We start from the raw sequence: 18,642 nt of genomic DNA, 5'->3' as shown, positions 1-18,642 counted from the left end.
ATATGTTTTTGAAAAAAAATATGGAGAATTGCCGACATGCTTCGTTCCACTTCCGACCGTTTCCGCTGGTCCCTACTCAGTTTGGCAATCGTTTGTACCTTGCCCCTTGCTGCTCAAGCTGCTGATACCACAACCACACAAACCAGCAGTAAAAAGCACAGCACCGACACCATGATCGTAACAGCAACCGGTAATGAGCGTAGCAGCTTTGAAGCGCCAATGATGGTAACGGTGATCGAAGGGAATACCCCAACCAGCCAAACCGCCGCGACGGCCGCAGATATGTTGCGACAAGTACCGGGGCTGACCGTCACTGGCAGCGGGCGTACCAACGGTCAGGATGTGGTGATGCGAGGTTACGGTAAACAAGGCGTGTTGACACTGGTTGATGGTGTTCGTCAGGGGACCGATACCGGTCACTTGAACTCCACTTTCCTCGATCCGGCGTTAGTCAAACGTATCGAAATCGTCCGTGGGCCAGCAGCACTGTTGTATGGCAGTGGCGCTCTGGGTGGGGTTATTGCGTATGAAACCGTAGATGCGGCGGATATGCTGCAACCGGGCCAAAACAGTGGTTATCGGGTTTACAGTTCTGCCGCAACGGGTGATCACAGCTTCGGTCTGGGTGCTAGCGCCTTTGGTCGCACCGATGATCTGGATGGTATCCTCTCTTTCGGTACCCGCGATATCGGCAACATTCGTCAAAGCAACGGTTTTAATGCTCCGAATGATGAAACTATCAGTAATGTGCTGGCAAAAGGCACATGGCAAATTGACCCGATTCAGTCTTTAAGCGCCAATCTGCGTTATTACAACAACAGTGCAATAGAGCCAAAGAATCCACAAACCAGCGCGCCATCCAGTACCAATGTCATGACCAATCGTTCAACGATCCAGCGTGATGCCCAGCTCAGCTATAAAATTAAGCCTCTCGATCAAGAATGGTTGAATGCCACGGCACAAGTTTATTACTCCGAAGTGGAAATCAATGCCCGCCCACAAGGTTCAGCCGAAGAAGGCCGCGAGCAGACGACCGAAGGTGCGAAACTGGAAAACCGCACCCGTCTGTTCACTAACAGCCCAGCATCCCACTTGCTGACCTATGGCACCGAAACCTATAAACAGGAACAAACCCCCGGTGGGGCAACGGAAAGTTTCCCACAGGCAAAAATTCGGTTTAGTTCGGGCTGGCTGCAAGATGAAATCACCCTGCGCGACCTACCTGTCTCCATATTAGCCGGTACCCGTTATGACAATTACAGTGGTAGCAGCGATGGCTATGCCGATGTAGATGCCGATAAATGGTCATCACGCGGCGCAATAAGCATTACGCCAACTGATTGGCTAATGCTGTTTGGCTCCTACGCTCAGGCTTTCCGCGCCCCAACCATGGGTGAGATGTATAACGATTCCAAACACTTTGCGATCCCTATCCGGCCTGGGATGACACTCACCAACTATTGGGTACCCAACCCAAATCTGAAACCAGAAACCAATGAGACCCAGGAATATGGTTTTGGTCTACGTTTCAGTGATTTACTGATGGCTGAAGATGACCTGCAATTTAAAGCCAGTTACTTCGATACCAATGCTAAAGACTACATTAGTACCAGCGTTAACATGCAAGCTATGACCACCACATCAGTGAATATCGACCGGGCAAAAATCTGGGGCTGGGATGCCACCATGAGCTATAAAACCGCCCTATTTAGCTGGGATCTGGCCTATAACCGCACCCGTGGTAAAAATCAGAATACCGATGAATGGCTCGACACCATCAACCCGGATACCGTCACCAGTATCGTTGATGTACCTGTCGCCAACAGTGGTTTCTCCGTCGGTTGGATTGGGACCTTCGCTGATCGCTCCAGCCGCGTTTCCAGTTCAGGCACACCGCAAGCCGGTTATGGCGTCAATGATTTCTATGTGAGCTATAAAGGCCAGGAAGCATTCAAAGGCATGACCACGACTATGTTATTGGGTAATGTCTTCGAAAAAGAGTATTACGCGCCACAAGGCATCCCACAAGATGGCCGTAACGCGAAATTTTTCGTTAGTTATCAATGGTAGCTAATGAAAAAAAGTTAGTCTGAAATCACTCATCCGGTAATCCAATTTAGGGCTTACCGGATTATCATTTGACAACGATTACCTGCATACAAAAAAACCAATTAATTAGGAAGCCATTATGAGCGCATCATTATACCAACAATATGTACAGGCTAAAGCAGAGCATCCTGGCAAATATGCCCGTGATTTAGCCACCCTGATGGGGATTTCAGAAGCAGAGCTGACCCACAGCCGCGTCGGGCATGATGCAAAACGTTTACAAAGTGATGCTCGCGCATTATTGGCCGCATTGGAATCCGTAGGCGAAGTCAAAGCCATTACCCGCAACACCTATGCGGTTCATGAGCAAGTGGGCCGCTATGAGAACCAACACTTAAATGGTCATGCAGGGTTAATCCTCAATCCACGCGCATTGGACCTCCGGTTATTCCTTAATCAGTGGGCAAGCGCCTTTACACTGAGCGAAGAAACCCGCCACGGCGTACGCCATAGTATCCAATTTTTCGACCATCAGGGCGATGCATTACACAAAGTGTATGTCACAGAACAGACAGATATGTCTGCCTGGGAAGCCTTGCTGGCACAATTTATCATCCCGGAAAAACCGGTATTGCAGTTAGAACCTTTGAGCACCCCAGAAGCTGTAGAACCCACAGCCGATGATGCGGCAGTGGATAGCGAATGGCGTGCCATGACCGATGTACACCAGTTCTTCCAACTGCTTAAACGTAATAACCTAACCCGTCAGCAGGCGTTCCGCGCTGTCGGTGATGATCTGGCTTACCAGGTCGATAACAACTCACTGACCCAACTTTTACACATCGCTCAGCAAGATCAGAACGAGATCATGATTTTTGTCGGCAATCGCGGATGTGTACAAATTTTCACCGGTCTAATTGAGAAAGTTACACCACACAACGAATGGATTAATGTTTTCAATCAGCGTTTTACACTGCATCTGATCGAAACGGCCATTGCCGAAAGCTGGATCACCCGCAAGCCAACAAAAGACGGTTTTGTCACCAGCCTGGAACTGTTTGCTGCTGATGGTACTCAACTTGCCCAACTTTACGGCCAACGCACCGAAGGGCAGCCAGAACAAAACCAATGGCGTGAACAGATTGCCCGCCTGACCAACAAGGATATCGCCGCATGAGACTCCGGTTGCTGTCGCTCCCCTTCATTCTGTCGCTCTGTGCCCCCCTGCTGCCACTAAATACATTGGCGGCAGAACGTATCGTGACTATTGGTGGAGATGTAACAGAAATTGCCTATGCACTCGGTGCAGGTGATGAGATTGTGGCCCGTGACAGCACCAGTCAACAGCCTCAGGCAGCGCAAAAGCTGCCTGATGTTGGTTATATGCGCACGCTGAATGCGGAAGGTATTTTGGCGATGAAGCCAACCATGTTGCTGGTTAGTGAACTGGCTCAGCCCTCACTGGTGCTGACGCAGATCGCCAGCAGTGGTGTGAATGTGGTGACGGTACCAGGCCAGACGACTCCGGAAAGCGTCGCGATGAAGATTAATGCCGTTGCCACGGCACTTCATCAGACGGAGAAAGGGCAGAAACTGATCGAAAACTACCAACAGCGCCTAGCCGCCGTGAACAATACTCCACTGCCAGTGAAAGTGTTGTTTATCATGAGCCATGGCGGGTTAACGCCTATGGCTGCGGGCCAAAATACGGCGGCAGATGCCATGATCCGTGCTGCGGGTGGCAGTAATGCGATGCAGGGCTTTAGCCGTTATCGCCCGTTGTCACAGGAAGGGGTTATCGCCAGTGCGCCAGATTTATTATTGATCACCACTGATGGCGTTAAAGCGCTGGGCAGCAGTGAAAATATCTGGAAATTACCCGGTATCGCACTGACCCCGGCAGGCAAACATAAACGCCTGTTGGTCGTGGACGATATGGCATTACTTGGCTTTGGTCTGGAAACACCACAAGTGCTTGCACAGCTACGTGAAAAAATGGAACAAATGCAATGAATGGTCGTGTTCAGCCACGACTCATGCTGAGCTTCTTACTGATATTGCTAGTTATTCTGGCGCTGGGTTCAGCTAACATGGGGGCATTGTCGCTCTCATTTCGCACGCTATGGAACACCTCCACAGATGATGCCTTGTGGCATATTTGGTTGAATATCCGTCTGCCACGGGTGTTGTTGGCTGTCGTAGTGGGGTGTGCATTGGCAGTTTCTGGCACCATTATGCAAGGGTTATTCCGTAACCCGCTGGCTGACCCCGGTTTGTTGGGCATCAGTAGCGGTGCGGCGCTTTGCGTCGGGCTGATTATCGTGATGCCTTTCAGCTTGCCACCGTTACTCGCGCTGTATAGCCATATGGTTGGGGCCTTTATCGGTAGTCTGGCTATTTCTACTATTATTTTTACCCTCAGCCGTTGGGGACATGGCAACCTGGCTCGTCTACTGCTGGCCGGTATTGCGATCAATGCCTTATGCGGTGCGGCGGTTGGGGTACTGACCTATATCAGTGATGACCAACAATTACGTCAGTTCTCGCTATGGAGTATGGGGAGTTTAGGGCAGGCGCAGTGGTCAACGCTGCTGGTCGCATCCTCCCTGATCCTGCCTACCTGTATTTTGGGGCTGCTACAGGCCCGCCAACTGAATTTGTTACAGTTGGGAGATGAAGAAGCACACTATCTTGGCGTCAATGTTCGGCAAGCCAAACTACGCTTACTGCTACTCAGTGCCATCCTGATTGGTGCCGCAGTGGCCGTCAGTGGCGTGATCGGCTTTATCGGGTTAGTGGTGCCACATCTGATCCGTATGCGTATCGGCGCGGATCATCGTTGGTTGCTACCCGGCGCGGCGTTGGGTGGTGCCTGCCTGCTACTGACGGCCGATACACTGGCTCGCACACTGGTTGCTCCGGCGGAAATGCCTGTTGGTCTGTTAACCAGCCTGTTGGGTGGGCCTTATTTTCTGTGGCTGATTTTACGTCAGCGGGAGCAACGCAGTGGTTGATATGGCAGTAACACCCGTCGCATTATTAGAGGCCAGCCACCTTCATTATCATGTACAACAGCAAGCGCTGATTAATGATGTTTCGCTGCACATCGCCAGTGGTGAAATGGTGGCTATTATCGGCCCAAATGGCGCAGGGAAATCAACCCTGTTACGTTTACTGACCGGCTATCTTTCCCCTTCCCACGGCGAGTGTCACCTGCTGGGGCAAAACCTCAATAGCTGGCAACCGAAAGCACTGGCTCGTACCCGTGCAGTGATGCGCCAACACAGCGAACTGGCTTTTCCTTTTAGTGTCAGTGAAGTGATTCAAATGGGCCGCGCACCTTACGGTAGCTCACAGGATCGACAAGCATTGCAGCAGGTCATGGCGCAAACGGACTGTCTGGCACTGGCACAGCGCGACTATCGCGTTTTATCCGGTGGCGAACAACAGCGGGTACAACTGGCGCGCGTTTTGGCGCAACTTTGGCAACCACAGCCAACACCACGCTGGCTATTCCTCGATGAACCCACATCCGCCTTGGATTTATATCACCAACAGCACACGCTACGTCTGCTGCGTCAACTGACCCGTCAGGAGCCGCTCGCTGTCTGCTGTGTGTTACATGATTTAAATCTGGCGGCGCTATACGCAGATCGTATTATGCTGCTGGCGCAGGGCAAACTCGTGGCTTGTGGTACGCCGGAAGAGGTGCTTAATGCCGAAACACTGACCCAATGGTATCAGGCAGATTTAGGTGTTTCGCGTCACCCAGAAAGCGCCCTGCCACAGATTTATCTGCGGCAATAACTTTACCGGTACCGCTATGCTAAAAAACAGCCTATGGCGGTTCTAAAGCACCAACTAAATAGATCACCAACAAAACTTAGGCAAGGAGCGGAAACGTCGATAAGAGCAATTCACGATAAAAACTATCCGCCAAAAAATAGTTAACTATTTGATGCTAAACGAACAAAACCTTGTACCAAATCCTCTTTGAGTTCATCCATATCCTCAAGACCAATTTGTAAATGGATGGTTAATCCACCAGGATTCCATTTCGTCACAGTGCGGTATTCCGAACAATCAAAAGGAATCACTCCAGCAACCATCGAAGATCTTGAGCAAGATGATTACCTGGTTATATAAAAGTACAGAGGGTGAGAGCGTATCATTGAAAATAAAAAATACCATGTAGACGGCTGGAAGAACCGAGTGTCTGCGCCAGGCAAAGCGCGGCCCCGGATAATATCAGCGCTGAATCAAATAGCGAATAGTTGGCCCATCCTGCTGAATATCTAGCACGGTATAGCCGTAATTACGGGCATCCAGAGGAATATTATTGATCGACTGTGGGCAGTCGCTGATCACCTCCAGAATTTCTCCCGGCTTCAGTTGTGGCATTGCCTCCAGCGTTGCTACTGCAGGGTATGGGCACGGCTCACCCACCATATCGAGGCGATAATCAGGCACAATAGGCGCTTGCGGCTGTGGTCTTTCCTCTGACGGAGAATGGCTCATAAGGATCCCTTAATCAGAGCCGAAGTTGTCGTTTTTTGTTTGTGGAAGAAACGCTTCTCCCACCACAGCATGGCGGAAAATGCTAATGCCAGCATCAGGTAAGTCACCAGCAACCCGCCCATTGGTCCGAATGTCTCCAATAGGTTAACTTTGTCATAATTGGTCGCTAACGCAGGGGCGAAATCGTCCCAGTAGTAAGCCAAGAGAGTGGCACCGATAATATTGCCCAATCCCACCCACCAATAGTGAATTTGCCCTTCCAGCGCGCGGTACATCCAACCGGTTTCACAGCCACCAGCCAGCACGATACCAAAACCAAACAGTAAGCCACCAATTACCGCATTTGGCCCAGCCCACAGAATTTTAGGTTCAACGCCCAGTTGGACGTAGCTGAAAATACCGATAGTACTGACCGCCATCCCTAGAATAATGGCCTTCGCCATATGGGTGCGCCCGGTTATCCACAAGTCACGGAAAGCTGACGTAAAGCAAATTTGAGCACGTTCAATCAGTAGCCCAAAGCCAATCCCGCACAACATGGCAATACCCAGTTTAGGCTGACGGAACAACTCAATCAGGGACCAGCCAAGTGCCAGAATCAAGACTACCATTCCCAAACGGAAACGGCGTGCCGCTCTGGCCGGATGCTGCGTAAGTGGTGAGGCGGCAGTCACTTTTTGTAGTTTAATCGGAATGCGAAACAGGGGGAGCAGCGTAAATTTGGCACCGAAGTAGGAACCAGCCGCCGTCGCTAGCGCAAAAAACCAAGCGTGCAGCGAAAATTGCGGGATACCGGTAAAGAAGGCAGCTAAATTGCACCCCATGGCTAAACGAGCGCCAAAGCCAGCAATAATACCCCCCACCAGCGCCTGCGCAATGCGGATATTGTGTTGCGGCTTACGTAACTTAATATTGTTAGCCCAGAGTGCAGCAGCGATACAACCAGCGAACATACCGATAATCATCATGCCATCAATACGATCCAGTGGCGTTCCTGCCAGACCGATCACTTTAAAATAGCCCCACTCCTGTGGCTGCGCACCAAACAGTTGCATAATATGCCCCCCCCAGCGAGTAAACTCACCAGTGACCGCCCAGAACGTGCCAGTCAAACCAAAATAATAGGTCGATAGAATACCGGCAGCAATAACCGCAGGTAAGGGTGCCCAAAAGCGCACTAAATATTGAGATTTAAACGCGGGCCAGCTCATATCGGCACCTCCAAACACAGGCTGCTACCTATAATATTAATAATATCAAGGTATAAAAGGTAACAGAGAAAATTGGCTTATATAATAAGCCAACTCAGACTGCTGACAAACCCCGATGACGTGATCTTGAACGGTGAGGATAGGCAGAGGAGTAAAGCGTCCGCGCCAAGGATGGCGCGGCTCGAGCCTACATGGATGTATTTACGGCGTCTTTACGATCTGCCTGTTCTCTCCGTCGCGGGCACTTTGTCAATAACCTCAGAGAAAATTGGCTTATATAATAAGCCAATTATTCACATAATAAAGATCGATATTGCATAATTTAGATGTTACTCAAATGTTACGCCGGAATGGTCAATATTATTGAATGACGGGGGTATATCGGGGGTCAGCTAGCTCTGCGGATCATCATTTGATTGCTGATAATCCAGCTCCAATGCCATGCGTAGAAGCGCAGCAACCGGCTCGAAGAATTGTTCTGGGATGGTGTCACCACAAGCAACATCACGGTGTAATGCGCGCGCCAGCGCAATGTTTTCTACCACAGGGATGCCGCTCTGCTCTGCGAGGCTCACAATCAATGCAGCCTGCTCATCATGACCTTTTTCAATCACTATCGGTAGCGGAGTATCTTCAGGATGATAAATCAGACAAACGGCAAAATGTGTCGGATTACGGACTACCGCGGTGGAACGGCGCACGTTAGTGGCAAAACTACCACTTTGTACTTCATGCTGTAGCTGCCGCCGCTTCTGCTTAATGTGCGGATCCCCATTACTGTCTTTATGCTCCCGCTTGACCTCATCATGGGACATTTTCAGCTGTTTCATGATGGTATAGCGCTGAAAAGCATAATCCATCAGTGAAAAAACCAGATAGCAGGCAATCAGTGAGCCTAATAACCACCCCATTAGTGTCGAAAAGACCGGGAAAGCACAGCGACTGCCACAGTGGGTCAAATAACCAAAAGAGGGCGCATATTGCATCAATAAGTAACCAAAAATCAGGGTTAGTACACCTACTTTTAATAATGACTTCATCAGCTCAAACAAGCTGTGCAATGAAAAAAGTTGTTTGGCATTCTGAATGGGGTTAATTCGTTCACCTTTAAACGATAACGCTTTGGTCGCCAACAGCGGCCCAACCTGAGCAATACCGGCAATAATGGTGACCACGATCAGTGCCCCCCCTAATACCACCACGATATGCATCAAGACTTCCATACACTCGGCACCGATACGGGTTAAAGCCAGGGTGAATGGTTGCTGTAGTTGTACGATTGAACTGCGGATCAAGGTTTTTGCCTGCTCGACCAAACTATATCCTGTCAGTAAAAAGTAGATAACCAGCGCCACCAACTGTACGCCGGAGGTTATCTCAACACTTTTGACTACCTGCCCTTTTTCTTTGGCTTCCTTAAGGCGCTTGGGCGTGGGCTTTTCATTCTTTTCAGTGGCCATCGCTTCCCCCCTTAATCAACGGGATCAACGTGCCAATTTTCTGTTCAGTATCGCTAATGCGGGCCAGATAATGATGCAGGCCATAAGGCAGGCTGATCAATAATAGAAAGAGTGCCAGTGCGCTTTTAATCGGCATTGCCAGAAAAAAGACATTCAGTTGCCGAGCCGAGCGGTTAATTAATCCCAAAGATAAATCAGCCAACACCATGACCAGCAGTGCCGGTAATGCAAAGCATAAACCAAGCTCAAACATCATCTGCCACTCAGTTTGCAGAAAGAGTAATAGATCTGCAGCAGGCTGTATCCCCTGGCCGATGGGTAAGCTATCGTACGAGTTGTACAGCGCCGCCAACACCCGATTAAAACCGCCGGAGATCAGGAACAGCACCGTTAATATATGGGTAAACAGAACGCCAAAAAGGGAGGATTCGACGCCCATACCGGGGTTAAATAGCGTGGACATCGTTGCCCCGCGTAAGGTATCGATCAGGAAACCGGCCATATTCATAGCCCAGAAAGGCAATGCGGCGACAAACCCCATCACCACTCCAATTAATAGCTCAGTGCATAACACCCCAATCCAGGTTGCCGGGCTACTATTGGCGATTATTGGTGCGGATAAAAATAGCGGCGTTACTGGCAGCGCGATGGCAAAAATCAAGCCATTACGCAATAAACTGCTTCCCAAACTGCGGGCGGTAAACAGCGGTAATATCAGTAATATGCCATAGGGCCGCATCATGGCTAATGCGAGTGCAGTCAGACCGGGCAGGACGTCAGTCATCTCAGGGCCGCATACTGGTTATATGCAAAAAACTCTGCTGGGTATAATTCAGCAATGTCGCCCCCATCCAATGGTAGGTCATCAGTAATGTGGCTGATACCGCTAACAACTTAATCAAAAATTGTAGGGTTTGATCCTGTATTTGGGTCAGTGCCTGAACAAGGCTAATCACCAGCCCAACCGTGGAAGCCACCACCACCACAGGTAAAGAGAGGAGTAAAACCAGCCATAACAACTCAGTGGCCAAATGAATAATAATGGCATTCTCGTGGTGGCTGCTCATAAATAGGAACCTACAAGCTGTCCGAGAACCAATGACCAGCCATCCACCAGGACGAAAACCAACAATTTAAACGGCAATGACAGGGTCATGGGTGACACCATCATCATGCCCATCGCCAGCAAGATGTTGGATACAATCAAATCGATGGCGACAAAAGGTAAAAAAAGTAACAGGCCGATTTTAAACGCTTCATTAAGCTGACTGAGGGTAAAGGCTGGCATTAATATCAGCAATGAATCGGGTTTGACGCTATCACGGTAACGTTCAGGCCACTTATTCTGCACAATATCGTTAAAAAAAGTGACTTGCTCAGTATCAGTATTGCGCTGTAAAAAATCGCGATAGGGCACCAGCGCATTTTGATCAATTTGGTGCGCTAATGCGCCTATGTCGTTGGACAGCACTTCATTTTGCAAGCGCTCCTGAACATCTAAACCAACCGGTGCCATGATAAAAATAGTCAGCACCAGCGCCAGCCCGTAAATAGCAATATTAGGGGGCACTTGTTGAACACCTAGCGCATTGCGTAACAACGAAAAAACCACCGATAACTTAAGGAACGCGGTCCCCATAACCACCAGCAAAGGTAACACTGACAGCATGAAAAGCAGGGCGATCAATTGATAAGATGAATTCAGTAATTCCATGTGATCTGTTTCATATAAGTAATCTGTTTCATATAAAAAGTAAGCTGTTTCGCATAAAAACAAGACGGACAGTATTGTCCTCCCCCTCCTTTCAGGGGTATCAGGTGATGACCCTAACCTTGTCATTCCATGACTTTTTCGTCATTTTGTAATCCCCATTGCGCAATTCTGACCACCAGTTGTTCATCGCAACGGAGTAAACTGCCGCGGCCAACAGATTGCCCATGCAGGCGGATATTTACCTCACCATAACAGTGGGTTTGGCACGCCAGCGTCTGACCAACCGCAAGTTGTTTGATATCACTCAGTGGCAAGGTCAAACGACCAATTTCCATCACCAACGTTTGTGGTAAATCCTCAAGTTGTACGGCTACCAAAGGCGGTGATTCAGCGGTGTTGCCGCAGACCAGCGGGTCACTATCTTCATTAATCTGCTGAACTGTCATTTTGTTCCCATCCTCTAGCTTGATATAAATTTGTGGCGATGCGTAGTGCCATAACCAGCACGCCTCTTCATCCAATTCCGCCGCCATAGAGAGGCGTAAACCATCGCCCGGCCCTAACTGCCGTAATTGACGCAATGATAAGCGGCACCACCCCGCCACCAATCCAGATTGCCACGGAAAATCGGGGGCAATGACCGCTTCACGCGGCCAATGAGACAAGGTGTCTGCCAACGCCGCCTGCGGCCAATCCAGCAGTACACCGGTAATCTGCTGTTCTTCCAGCTCGAAAGCCACCGTCACGGCCCACTGCATTGGCAGTGATCTCTTCTGTGGTGGCTCGGCCAATGCCACCAGATCTGCAAACGGCGCTAACAATGGGGTGACGGCCCAATTGGCCATTGCTATCACTAACTCTGCTGTCAACAACCGGGGGTTATCGGTTGCCAGCGTCGTGTCCAGCCAGTGCTGCCAACAGGATTGTGATAGCCACAATCCACACTCTTGGCCGCCATAGTGTAGCGGCAGATAAACACCCTCCCCGTCAACTTCCATCAAGGCTACGGACACCCCTGCGGTATGTCGGCCACTACCGATCAATGTACTAAGGGCGAGTAACTCAGGCGTCAGATTCGTCAACACAAGTGACCTCCAGTAGACACGGGAACCCTACCTGATGCAGTTGCCGCTGCCAGCGGTTTTGTATGCGCTGTAAGCGTTCAATCAGTTTGCTATCTGTATTACTGAGCACGATACGTAACCCGTGAGCCGTCATGCTGACACTGATTTTCGTCCCACATAGCGGCCCACTAACGATACGATAATGCGTCTCCATCAGGCTGTTATCATCATACCCAGCAACGGTACACGCTATGTTTTGCATCCGGGGTAAGGGAGATGAGAAACAGCGAGCAAACTGCTGACGTTGCCTCTCATGATCCCAATGTGCTGGCCGCTCTTCTGAATAGCCTCGTTCTCTTAGTGGCGGTAACGCGCCCTCAATATCGATTCGACTCATCTTCTGTCAGCATCCGTAATTTTTCCTGTTCACGCTGATTACGCCGTAACCGCGCCTGTTGTAGCTCAATGGCACTGACCTGTTGCCGCCCTTGTACCACCCATGCATTTAGCTGTTTTTGCGCCTGCCGTTCCGCCTGATACACCGCCTGCCGTTCCGCCTGATACACCGCCTGCCGTAATACTACTTTTTGCTCATCCGCCTCTCGCGGGGTCAGCATGCCGCACCATTGCGCAAGCTGTTGTAGCTGTTGGCAAAGTTGTTGATGCAGGCGACGGCCATTTTCCAGTTGCTGCTCCTGTTGCTGTTGTTCACGCCGCAGTTGTACCAGTTGCTGGCGTAACCGCCGTTCCTGCCGCTGCCGTAGCGCCAACAGGCGTTGTAGCATCTGTTGTTGTAATTGCTGCTGTTGCGAGCGATTCAACCGACAACCTGCGCCAGGTGTTCCAGAGTGGCATCAAGATGGGCGGTATTTGGGTCACGCGATAGGGTGTGGTCTTGTTGTAAAAAGGCGCATATTGCCGGATAACGTTGTAAAGCTTCATCAGCCTGTGGGTCTTCTCCTGCCTGATATTCACCAATCTGCACCAACAGCTCGATCTCCTGATAACAGGCCAGCATCCGCCGCAGTTTTTGTGCCATCGCCAACTGTCCGGCACTGACGATTTGCGGCATGATACGGCTGACGCTGGCGGCAATATCAATTGCCGGATAATGCCCGGCCCCGGCCAACCGTCGTGATAAAACGATGTGCCCATCCAACAGCGAACGCACTTCATCGGCTACCGGTTCATTCATGTCATCTCCCTCCACCAGCACGGTGTAAAAAGCCGTAATGCTGCCGCGATCACTGTTACCCGTTCGCTCCAACAGGCGGGGTAAGTTGGCAAAAACACTTGGGGGGAAACTGCCAGCAGCCGGTGGCTCGCCTGCCGCCAGACCAATTTCACGGGCGGCACGGGCATAGCGGGTCAGTGAATCCGCCAGTAACAACACCTTCAATCCACGTTCGCGAAAATACTCCGCCACCGTGGTGGCAGTAGACAGCCCCTTCAACCGCTCCAATGCTGGCCGGTCAGAGGTCGCCACCACCACCACGGTGCGCGCACGAGCCTCCGGAGTCAGCACCTGTTCAAGAAATTCGCGCACCTCCCGCCCACGCTCACCAATCAGTGCCAGTACCATCACATCAGCCGCACTATCAGCACATAACATGCTCAATAAAGTACTTTTCCCAACGCCAGCAGCGGCAAAAATACCAATACGCTGGCCCTCGCCACAGCTCAATATCCCATCAATCGCGCGGATCCCGGTGGTCAGCATTTGCTCTACCGGCTGGCGGGTTAGTGGGCTGGGAGGAGGGCAATCCAGTTCACGCCACTGCCCCGTCAGCGGGGGGCCGCCATCTATCGGAGCACCTAATCCATCCAGGATCCGTCCGGCCAAATCAGCCCCTACCTGTACCCGGTGCATGTGTCCAAGTGGCGTCACCCATTGCCCACAGCGCAGGCCATCTGAAGAGGCAAACGGGGATAACAAGGCCATGTTCTGCTCAATTGATACCACTTCAGCCAACATTCCTTGCGGTTCAATCCGGCATAATTCGCCTTGCGCCACATCGGGTAGGCAGGCTCGCAACAGGGTCGGACCAATTTCCACAATTGGCCCACGGTAACGCAAGCCTTCCGGTGGCACAGACGGTAATGTGAGTTGTTGTTGCAGGCGGGGGGTTAACCGCGCGATATCAGGCAGTTTCATCAAGTTCATCGCCAATCAATTCAATGGTGCCCACCACCTTGAGATTCATTTCATCGCCCAGTTCCTGCCAGGAAAGTACCGGTAGCACGAAGAGATCCCGCTCAATAATTTTGCGGACAAAGCGACGAACATCGAGGGTGGTGAGCAGTACCGCATCCTGATTTTCAGCAAATGCAGTTTTTATTTTGTCGAGGATCAAGAGGGATTGCCTCTCCTCCAGTGCAGAGTAAGTGCCTACTGATGTCTGGCGGATAGAGTCGCGGATCAGGTGCTCCACTCCATCACCGAGGCGCAATACCGATATCCATGTTTTATTGTGACTGAAGCGACGGCACAAATGGCGGCGCAAGGCGATACGTACATATTCGGTGAGCATAACAATATCTTTTTCTTTCGGTGCCCAAACTACCAACGCGCCGAAGATAGTCCGTAAATCACGAATGGAAATATTTTCCTCAACCAGCCGTTGTAATATTTCAGCCACTTTACCGACGGGTATCTGCCGTTGTAGCTCTTTCACTAACTCGCCATAGCGCCCTTCCATGGCATCCATCAGATAGCGGGTTTCCTGTACGCCGATAAATTCGGCGGTGTACCGTTCAAACACCCTTGTCAGACAGGTGATGATCCGTTGATGGCCCTCCACGTAAGGGATACCCAAGGTTCTGGCCTGCATACCCTGTTTAGCATCCAGCCAATCAAATGACCCCATCCTGGCACCCAGTGCCTGATTGTTCGTTGCTAACGATGAGCAAGGCCGTGTCAGTAACAAGCTGTCGGGCGGTAACACAACATCCAGCACCCGCTCCTGATACACCTGCACTGATAAGGTATTTTCCGCCAATGTAGGATCACAGCGGATCTCCACCTCGGGCAATGGCACACCGAGATGTTCAAACCAGCGCCAGCGTAGGCCATCGATATCGCGCCCTAAATGCGGGTGATGTAAATTTGAGGCACAGTGCAACATCAGCGGTACGGCACCGGGTGCCATAAGCTGCCCTGCGGCCACCCCCTCCTCACCGCCTCCATTTGCGTGACCATCCTGCGCTACCCGGCGGTTCTTCCGATAAAGTAAAAAAGCCGGGGCCGCAACAGCGGCTGCCAGAGTCATAAAGATCAGGAACGGGAAGCCGGGTAACAGGGCGAACACTGCCAGAATAGCCGCTGCCAACCACAGGGCATCGGGCTGACGCCCCACCTGCACCGCCAACTCATTCGCCAGACTCTGTTTATTGCTGCCAGGGACTCGGGTAACAATAATCCCGGCGGTAATAGAGATAAGTAACGAAGGGATTTGGGCGCACAATCCATCTCCTATCGATAATACCGCGTAGGTATTCATCGCCTCTTCCGCTGACATCTTGTGTTGCATCACACCAATAGTGATACCGCCAATGATATTAACCAGAATGATAATGATCCCGGCGATGGCATCCCCTTTAACAAACTTCATGGCACCGTCCATAGCACCAAATAAGCGGCTCTCTTTTTGTACCCGCTCCCGTAGCCGTTTAGCTTCGGTCGAATCGATCGCACCAGCACGCATGTCGCCATCGATACTCATCTGCTTACCCGGCATCCCATCGAGTGAGAAGCGCGCACTAACCTCAGCAACCCGCTCTGAACCTTTGGTAATCACGATAAATTGGACCACCGTGATAATAGTAAAAATGATCATCCCGACGGCCAGATTACCACCTACCACAAACTGGCCGAATGCCTCGACAATCTCACCGGCATCATGTTGCAACAGCACCAGTCGCGTGGTGCTGATCGTCAATGCCAATCGATAAAGGGTGGTGATCAACAGTAATGATGGAAAGACAGAGAACTCCAGGGGATCACGTAAATAGATCGAGATCATTAAGAGCATGACGGAGAAGGCAAGGTTGATGGCGATCAGTAAATCCACCATCACCGTAGGCAACGGCAAGATCATCATAAAGACAGCCACCAACAACATGACCGCTAAAAAAATATCCTGCCGCGCGGTGATCATCGTCAAACCCCGCACCAGTGCTGACTTACTCATAAATACTCTCTTCATCGAAAAGATCTGGCGACCGTTGTAGCCACAGAACCAGTTGAGATAAATGGTGGTGGAGAGAAAGCGTAAGTTGCAGCATTGGAGAGCCGAGTTGCGCCTGATCTGCGGCCATCTCCGTATCCCCTACACAACGCAGGCGTTCCCCCAATGCGGTAGTCACCGCAGGCAGGTGCTGTGGATGAACCCGTAGCGTTAATTCGCCTTGTTGTGCCATTTTCTCTACTTGATCCCCCAGACGCTGGATCAAAATCTGACTCATCGATTGTTCACCGCTCCAGGTCGTTACCACTGACGTGATGGCGGCTAAAATACGTTGGCGAGCTTGGGTTATCAGTAACGACTCCAATTGCTCCGCGCCCACCAGCCAGCGAACATGCTGTGCTAGCAGTGCGGCTTCCATCTGCGCACGCGCCTGACTGGTCAGTGCATCAGCTTGCTCCGCCGCTTGATCTAGCAGCAACAAACGCGCCTGCTCTGCCGCTTGCAGTATCTCTGCCGCTTGCGCGTTAGCCTGTGTCAAGAGATCCTGGCTGTGCATGACCTCTGCCAGATAAGTGGCCGGAATAACCACGCCAGACGGCAATGGGTAATCGTGCTTTTCAATCTCAAGGTGAAAGGGGTTCACAATAAACGCTCCAACCGGCTTAACCAGGCTTCTGTTTGCACCTGCATAGAGCGTGACAGGCATAGCGCACGTGGGTTAGGGGGGAGCAAGATGGAGACCGCCTGCCAAATAATATTGTTACTGCGAACTTGGCAGGCAAGGCTTTGCCCCAGCCGTAATGCCACATCGGGCAGCTGTTGTGGGCTTAGGCTGGCTTGCCGCCGACCGCGATATCCCATCCCAATCAGTTGTTGAATATCATCGTCATTTAACAGCGGAGACAACGCCTGCCGGTAGTGACGGAGACGTAAATAATCATGACACTGCAAACTGACAACCCCGAGCGCCAGACACAAGGCCGGTAAGCGTCGGCGCTGTGTGATTTGGCGCTGTTGCCGATGGTTTAATACCGCAGGCAGGGGTTGTTGCGGAAATTTTCGCCGTTGAATCAGCATGCCATTCAACGCACAGTCCAATGCCCGGCTGCGCCCATAACCGTAGTTTTCTGGGTTAACACCCACCTCAGCCAACCATAATGGGTGGGCAAACTGCGCTGGCCGCCAGGCTAACTGGTGTAAATATTGAACGTCAATAGACGGTAAAAACGCCATCATGCCCTCCCTGGTTATGTTGGGTATTCGCTTTTTTATCGATGATTTACTGACACGGATGGCTGTACTGATATGTCTGATTTGCTGACAGATACCGTTTTGTTGACGACCGCTCTTTATTTGCGTCGCCCGCCCTTTACCTACGTCGATAACAAAACCAACCCACAAACATCAATACAATAAGTGAGATAAACGCCACTCCCACCACGTTCTGCACCATTCCTACATGGCGCAATAGCCATTGCACCGTGGTTTGTGGCCCCTGTTGCTGCGCCGCTTCTGGGGCACTGAAACGGTAGTTCGCAGGCTGCATCACTACGCTTATCTTGGCGTAATCAATACCGGGAACCGCATCACGGACCAAGCCTTTGATTTGCGACTGATAACTTTGTAAATTGACTTCCGGTGAATACTTGATAAATACCGAGGCGGTATGCGGAAGACTGTTTTTTCCGTCAACCGACATGGGCATTGCCACTGTGACATCGGCATGAATCACCCCATCCATATGGCTCAGCATGTTTTCCAACTGCTGTTCTTTCAGAAAAACCATCTTGGCCTGCTCTTGTGTGGGAGAGGTCACTAACTGGTTGGCAGGAAATAGCTCATCCACCGTGATAAAACGTTGACGGGGGAAACCATTCTGTCGTAGCAGCTCAACGGCATTAATAAATTGCCGCTTATCGACAGTTAGCCCAACCATCCCACCCTTTTCGATCTGCTTTTCGGCGTTAATTTGGTGCAGCATCAGCAATGCCAGCATTTGATTGGCCTCTCCCTCAGACAGCCCGCTATACAACTCCATATCACAGCCAGCAAGGGATAATGTCATCAGGACTATCGCTAACATCTGCCGCAGAGATTTCATTGCATATTGACCAATTTATTAATGTTCTGCCCCATCACACCGGCCACTTTGGCGGCTAAATCTACCGCCAGTGAAGCGTGCATCCATTCAGCCTGCTGTATCAGCAATGATTCTGGTGTCATCATTAATTCAGGTGATGATGGCTGCCCCATTAACTCGGCAAATTTTGTCACTTGCTGTGTGTCACCCACTGGCGACTCTGTGGCCTGAAACAAGCCAGTAACGGCTTGAACGCTACTAATATTCATCTGATCATCGCCTATTAATAAAAAATTAATTCTGTCTTAGGATTACCCTAACGGCATATTTCCCGTCAGTTGACTTTGTTAGCCACTGAC

Annotated in this window: 20 protein-coding genes and 2 pseudogenes; 6 read left to right on the top strand and 16 right to left on the bottom strand. The window is 50.8% G+C overall.

The annotated features are described in order from the left end of the window. Positions 1-36 precede the first annotated feature (36 nt). From AC971_RS17210 to AC971_RS17190, 5 genes are all read left to right on the top strand, one after another. On the top strand, positions 37-2,070 hold the full coding sequence (locus AC971_RS17210) for a TonB-dependent hemoglobin/transferrin/lactoferrin family receptor (protein ID WP_025382284.1): 2,034 nt from the start codon (positions 37-39) through the stop codon (positions 2,068-2,070). A 118-nt stretch (positions 2,071-2,188) separates the two neighbouring features. Then, positions 2,189-3,226 (top strand): hemin-degrading factor, encoded by a 1,038-nt coding sequence (locus AC971_RS17205; protein WP_025382283.1) that lies wholly within the window; start codon positions 2,189-2,191, stop codon positions 3,224-3,226. Further along, entirely contained in the window at positions 3,223-4,062 is an 840-nt protein-coding gene (locus tag AC971_RS17200; RefSeq protein ID WP_025382282.1) for a heme/hemin ABC transporter substrate-binding protein, read from the top strand. Before AC971_RS17205 ends, AC971_RS17200 begins: the two co-directional genes overlap by 4 nt. Continuing rightward, positions 4,059-5,063, top strand: coding sequence for a FecCD family ABC transporter permease (locus AC971_RS17195; protein ID WP_025382281.1), 1,005 nt, complete (start codon positions 4,059-4,061; stop codon positions 5,061-5,063). The genes AC971_RS17200 and AC971_RS17195 overlap by 4 nt, the downstream gene beginning before the upstream one ends. Next, positions 5,056-5,856 carry a heme ABC transporter ATP-binding protein gene (locus AC971_RS17190; protein ID WP_025382280.1) on the top strand — a complete coding sequence of 267 codons (801 nt, stop codon included), beginning with the start codon at positions 5,056-5,058 and terminating at the stop codon, positions 5,854-5,856. The genes AC971_RS17195 and AC971_RS17190 overlap by 8 nt, the downstream gene beginning before the upstream one ends. Before the next feature lie 140 nt (positions 5,857-5,996). On the opposite strand, the pseudogene AC971_RS24420 reads toward AC971_RS17190, so the two are convergent. From AC971_RS24420 to yedE, 3 genes and pseudogenes are all read right to left on the bottom strand, one after another. Beyond that, positions 5,997-6,146 (bottom strand): annotated as a pseudogene (locus AC971_RS24420) (cystathionine beta-lyase); the annotation flags it as partial. Between the two features lie 151 nt (positions 6,147-6,297). Then, complete coding sequence (gene yedF / locus AC971_RS17185; protein WP_025382279.1) at positions 6,298-6,567, bottom strand: sulfurtransferase-like selenium metabolism protein YedF; 270 nt, start codon at positions 6,565-6,567, stop codon at positions 6,298-6,300. Further along, entirely contained in the window at positions 6,564-7,778 is a 1,215-nt protein-coding gene (yedE, locus tag AC971_RS17180; protein ID WP_025382278.1) for a selenium metabolism membrane protein YedE/FdhT, read from the bottom strand. Before yedE ends, yedF begins: the two co-directional genes overlap by 4 nt. A gap of 191 nt (positions 7,779-7,969) precedes the next feature. On the opposite strand from yedE, the pseudogene AC971_RS25260 reads away from it, so the two are divergent. After that, positions 7,970-8,038 (top strand): annotated as a pseudogene (locus tag AC971_RS25260) (gluconate 5-dehydrogenase); the annotation flags it as partial. A 132-nt stretch (positions 8,039-8,170) separates the two neighbouring features. On the opposite strand, the gene AC971_RS17170 reads toward AC971_RS25260, so the two are convergent. From AC971_RS17170 to sctI, 13 genes are all read right to left on the bottom strand, one after another. Then, positions 8,171-9,238, bottom strand: a complete 1,068-nt coding sequence (locus AC971_RS17170; RefSeq protein WP_025382276.1) for an EscU/YscU/HrcU family type III secretion system export apparatus switch protein — start codon at positions 9,236-9,238, stop codon at positions 8,171-8,173. Continuing rightward, positions 9,228-10,022 (bottom strand): type III secretion system export apparatus subunit SctT, encoded by a 795-nt coding sequence (gene sctT / locus AC971_RS17165; RefSeq protein WP_025382275.1) that lies wholly within the window; start codon positions 10,020-10,022, stop codon positions 9,228-9,230. The genes AC971_RS17170 and sctT overlap by 11 nt, the downstream gene beginning before the upstream one ends. Position 10,023: 1 nt before the next feature. Continuing rightward, positions 10,024-10,305 (bottom strand): EscS/YscS/HrcS family type III secretion system export apparatus protein, encoded by a 282-nt coding sequence (locus tag AC971_RS17160; protein WP_025382274.1) that lies wholly within the window; start codon positions 10,303-10,305, stop codon positions 10,024-10,026. Continuing rightward, positions 10,302-10,952 carry a type III secretion system export apparatus subunit SctR gene (gene sctR / locus AC971_RS17155; RefSeq protein WP_038402505.1) on the bottom strand — a complete coding sequence of 217 codons (651 nt, stop codon included), beginning with the start codon at positions 10,950-10,952 and terminating at the stop codon, positions 10,302-10,304. Before sctR ends, AC971_RS17160 begins: the two co-directional genes overlap by 4 nt. Positions 10,953-11,074: 122 nt before the next feature. Further along, positions 11,075-12,037: a YscQ/HrcQ family type III secretion apparatus protein gene (locus tag AC971_RS17150; RefSeq protein WP_025382273.1), complete on the bottom strand. Its 963-nt coding sequence runs from the start codon at positions 12,035-12,037 to the stop codon at positions 11,075-11,077. Continuing rightward, positions 12,015-12,413: a hypothetical protein gene (locus AC971_RS17145; protein WP_025382272.1), complete on the bottom strand. Its 399-nt coding sequence runs from the start codon at positions 12,411-12,413 to the stop codon at positions 12,015-12,017. Before AC971_RS17145 ends, AC971_RS17150 begins: the two co-directional genes overlap by 23 nt. After that, a complete protein-coding gene (locus tag AC971_RS17140; RefSeq protein ID WP_038402503.1) occupies positions 12,394-12,801 on the bottom strand; it encodes a hypothetical protein in 408 nt (135 codons plus the stop codon). Before AC971_RS17140 ends, AC971_RS17145 begins: the two co-directional genes overlap by 20 nt. A gap of 32 nt (positions 12,802-12,833) precedes the next feature. Continuing rightward, positions 12,834-14,171 (bottom strand): EscN/YscN/HrcN family type III secretion system ATPase, encoded by a 1,338-nt coding sequence (locus AC971_RS17135; protein ID WP_038402501.1) that lies wholly within the window; start codon positions 14,169-14,171, stop codon positions 12,834-12,836. Further along, positions 14,158-16,206 (bottom strand): EscV/YscV/HrcV family type III secretion system export apparatus protein, encoded by a 2,049-nt coding sequence (locus tag AC971_RS17130; RefSeq protein ID WP_025382269.1) that lies wholly within the window; start codon positions 16,204-16,206, stop codon positions 14,158-14,160. The genes AC971_RS17135 and AC971_RS17130 overlap by 14 nt, the downstream gene beginning before the upstream one ends. Further along, on the bottom strand, positions 16,199-16,846 hold the full coding sequence (sctL, locus tag AC971_RS17125; RefSeq protein WP_025382268.1) for a type III secretion system stator protein SctL: 648 nt from the start codon (positions 16,844-16,846) through the stop codon (positions 16,199-16,201). The genes AC971_RS17130 and sctL overlap by 8 nt, the downstream gene beginning before the upstream one ends. Beyond that, positions 16,843-17,436 (bottom strand): type III secretion system domain-containing protein, encoded by a 594-nt coding sequence (locus tag AC971_RS17120; RefSeq protein ID WP_025382267.1) that lies wholly within the window; start codon positions 17,434-17,436, stop codon positions 16,843-16,845. The genes sctL and AC971_RS17120 overlap by 4 nt, the downstream gene beginning before the upstream one ends. 136 nt (positions 17,437-17,572) lie before the next feature. Continuing rightward, positions 17,573-18,304, bottom strand: coding sequence for an EscJ/YscJ/HrcJ family type III secretion inner membrane ring protein SsaJ (ssaJ, locus tag AC971_RS17115; RefSeq protein WP_025382266.1), 732 nt, complete (start codon positions 18,302-18,304; stop codon positions 17,573-17,575). Then, entirely contained in the window at positions 18,301-18,552 is a 252-nt protein-coding gene (gene sctI, locus AC971_RS17110; RefSeq protein ID WP_025382265.1) for a type III secretion system inner rod subunit SctI, read from the bottom strand. Before sctI ends, ssaJ begins: the two co-directional genes overlap by 4 nt. Positions 18,553-18,642 lie beyond the last annotated feature (90 nt).

It is taken from the genome of Yersinia similis, assembly GCF_001053095.1.
Lineage (GTDB): Bacteria > Pseudomonadota > Gammaproteobacteria > Enterobacterales > Enterobacteriaceae > Yersinia > Yersinia similis.
This window is presented reverse-complemented; position numbering and strand designations above follow the sequence as displayed.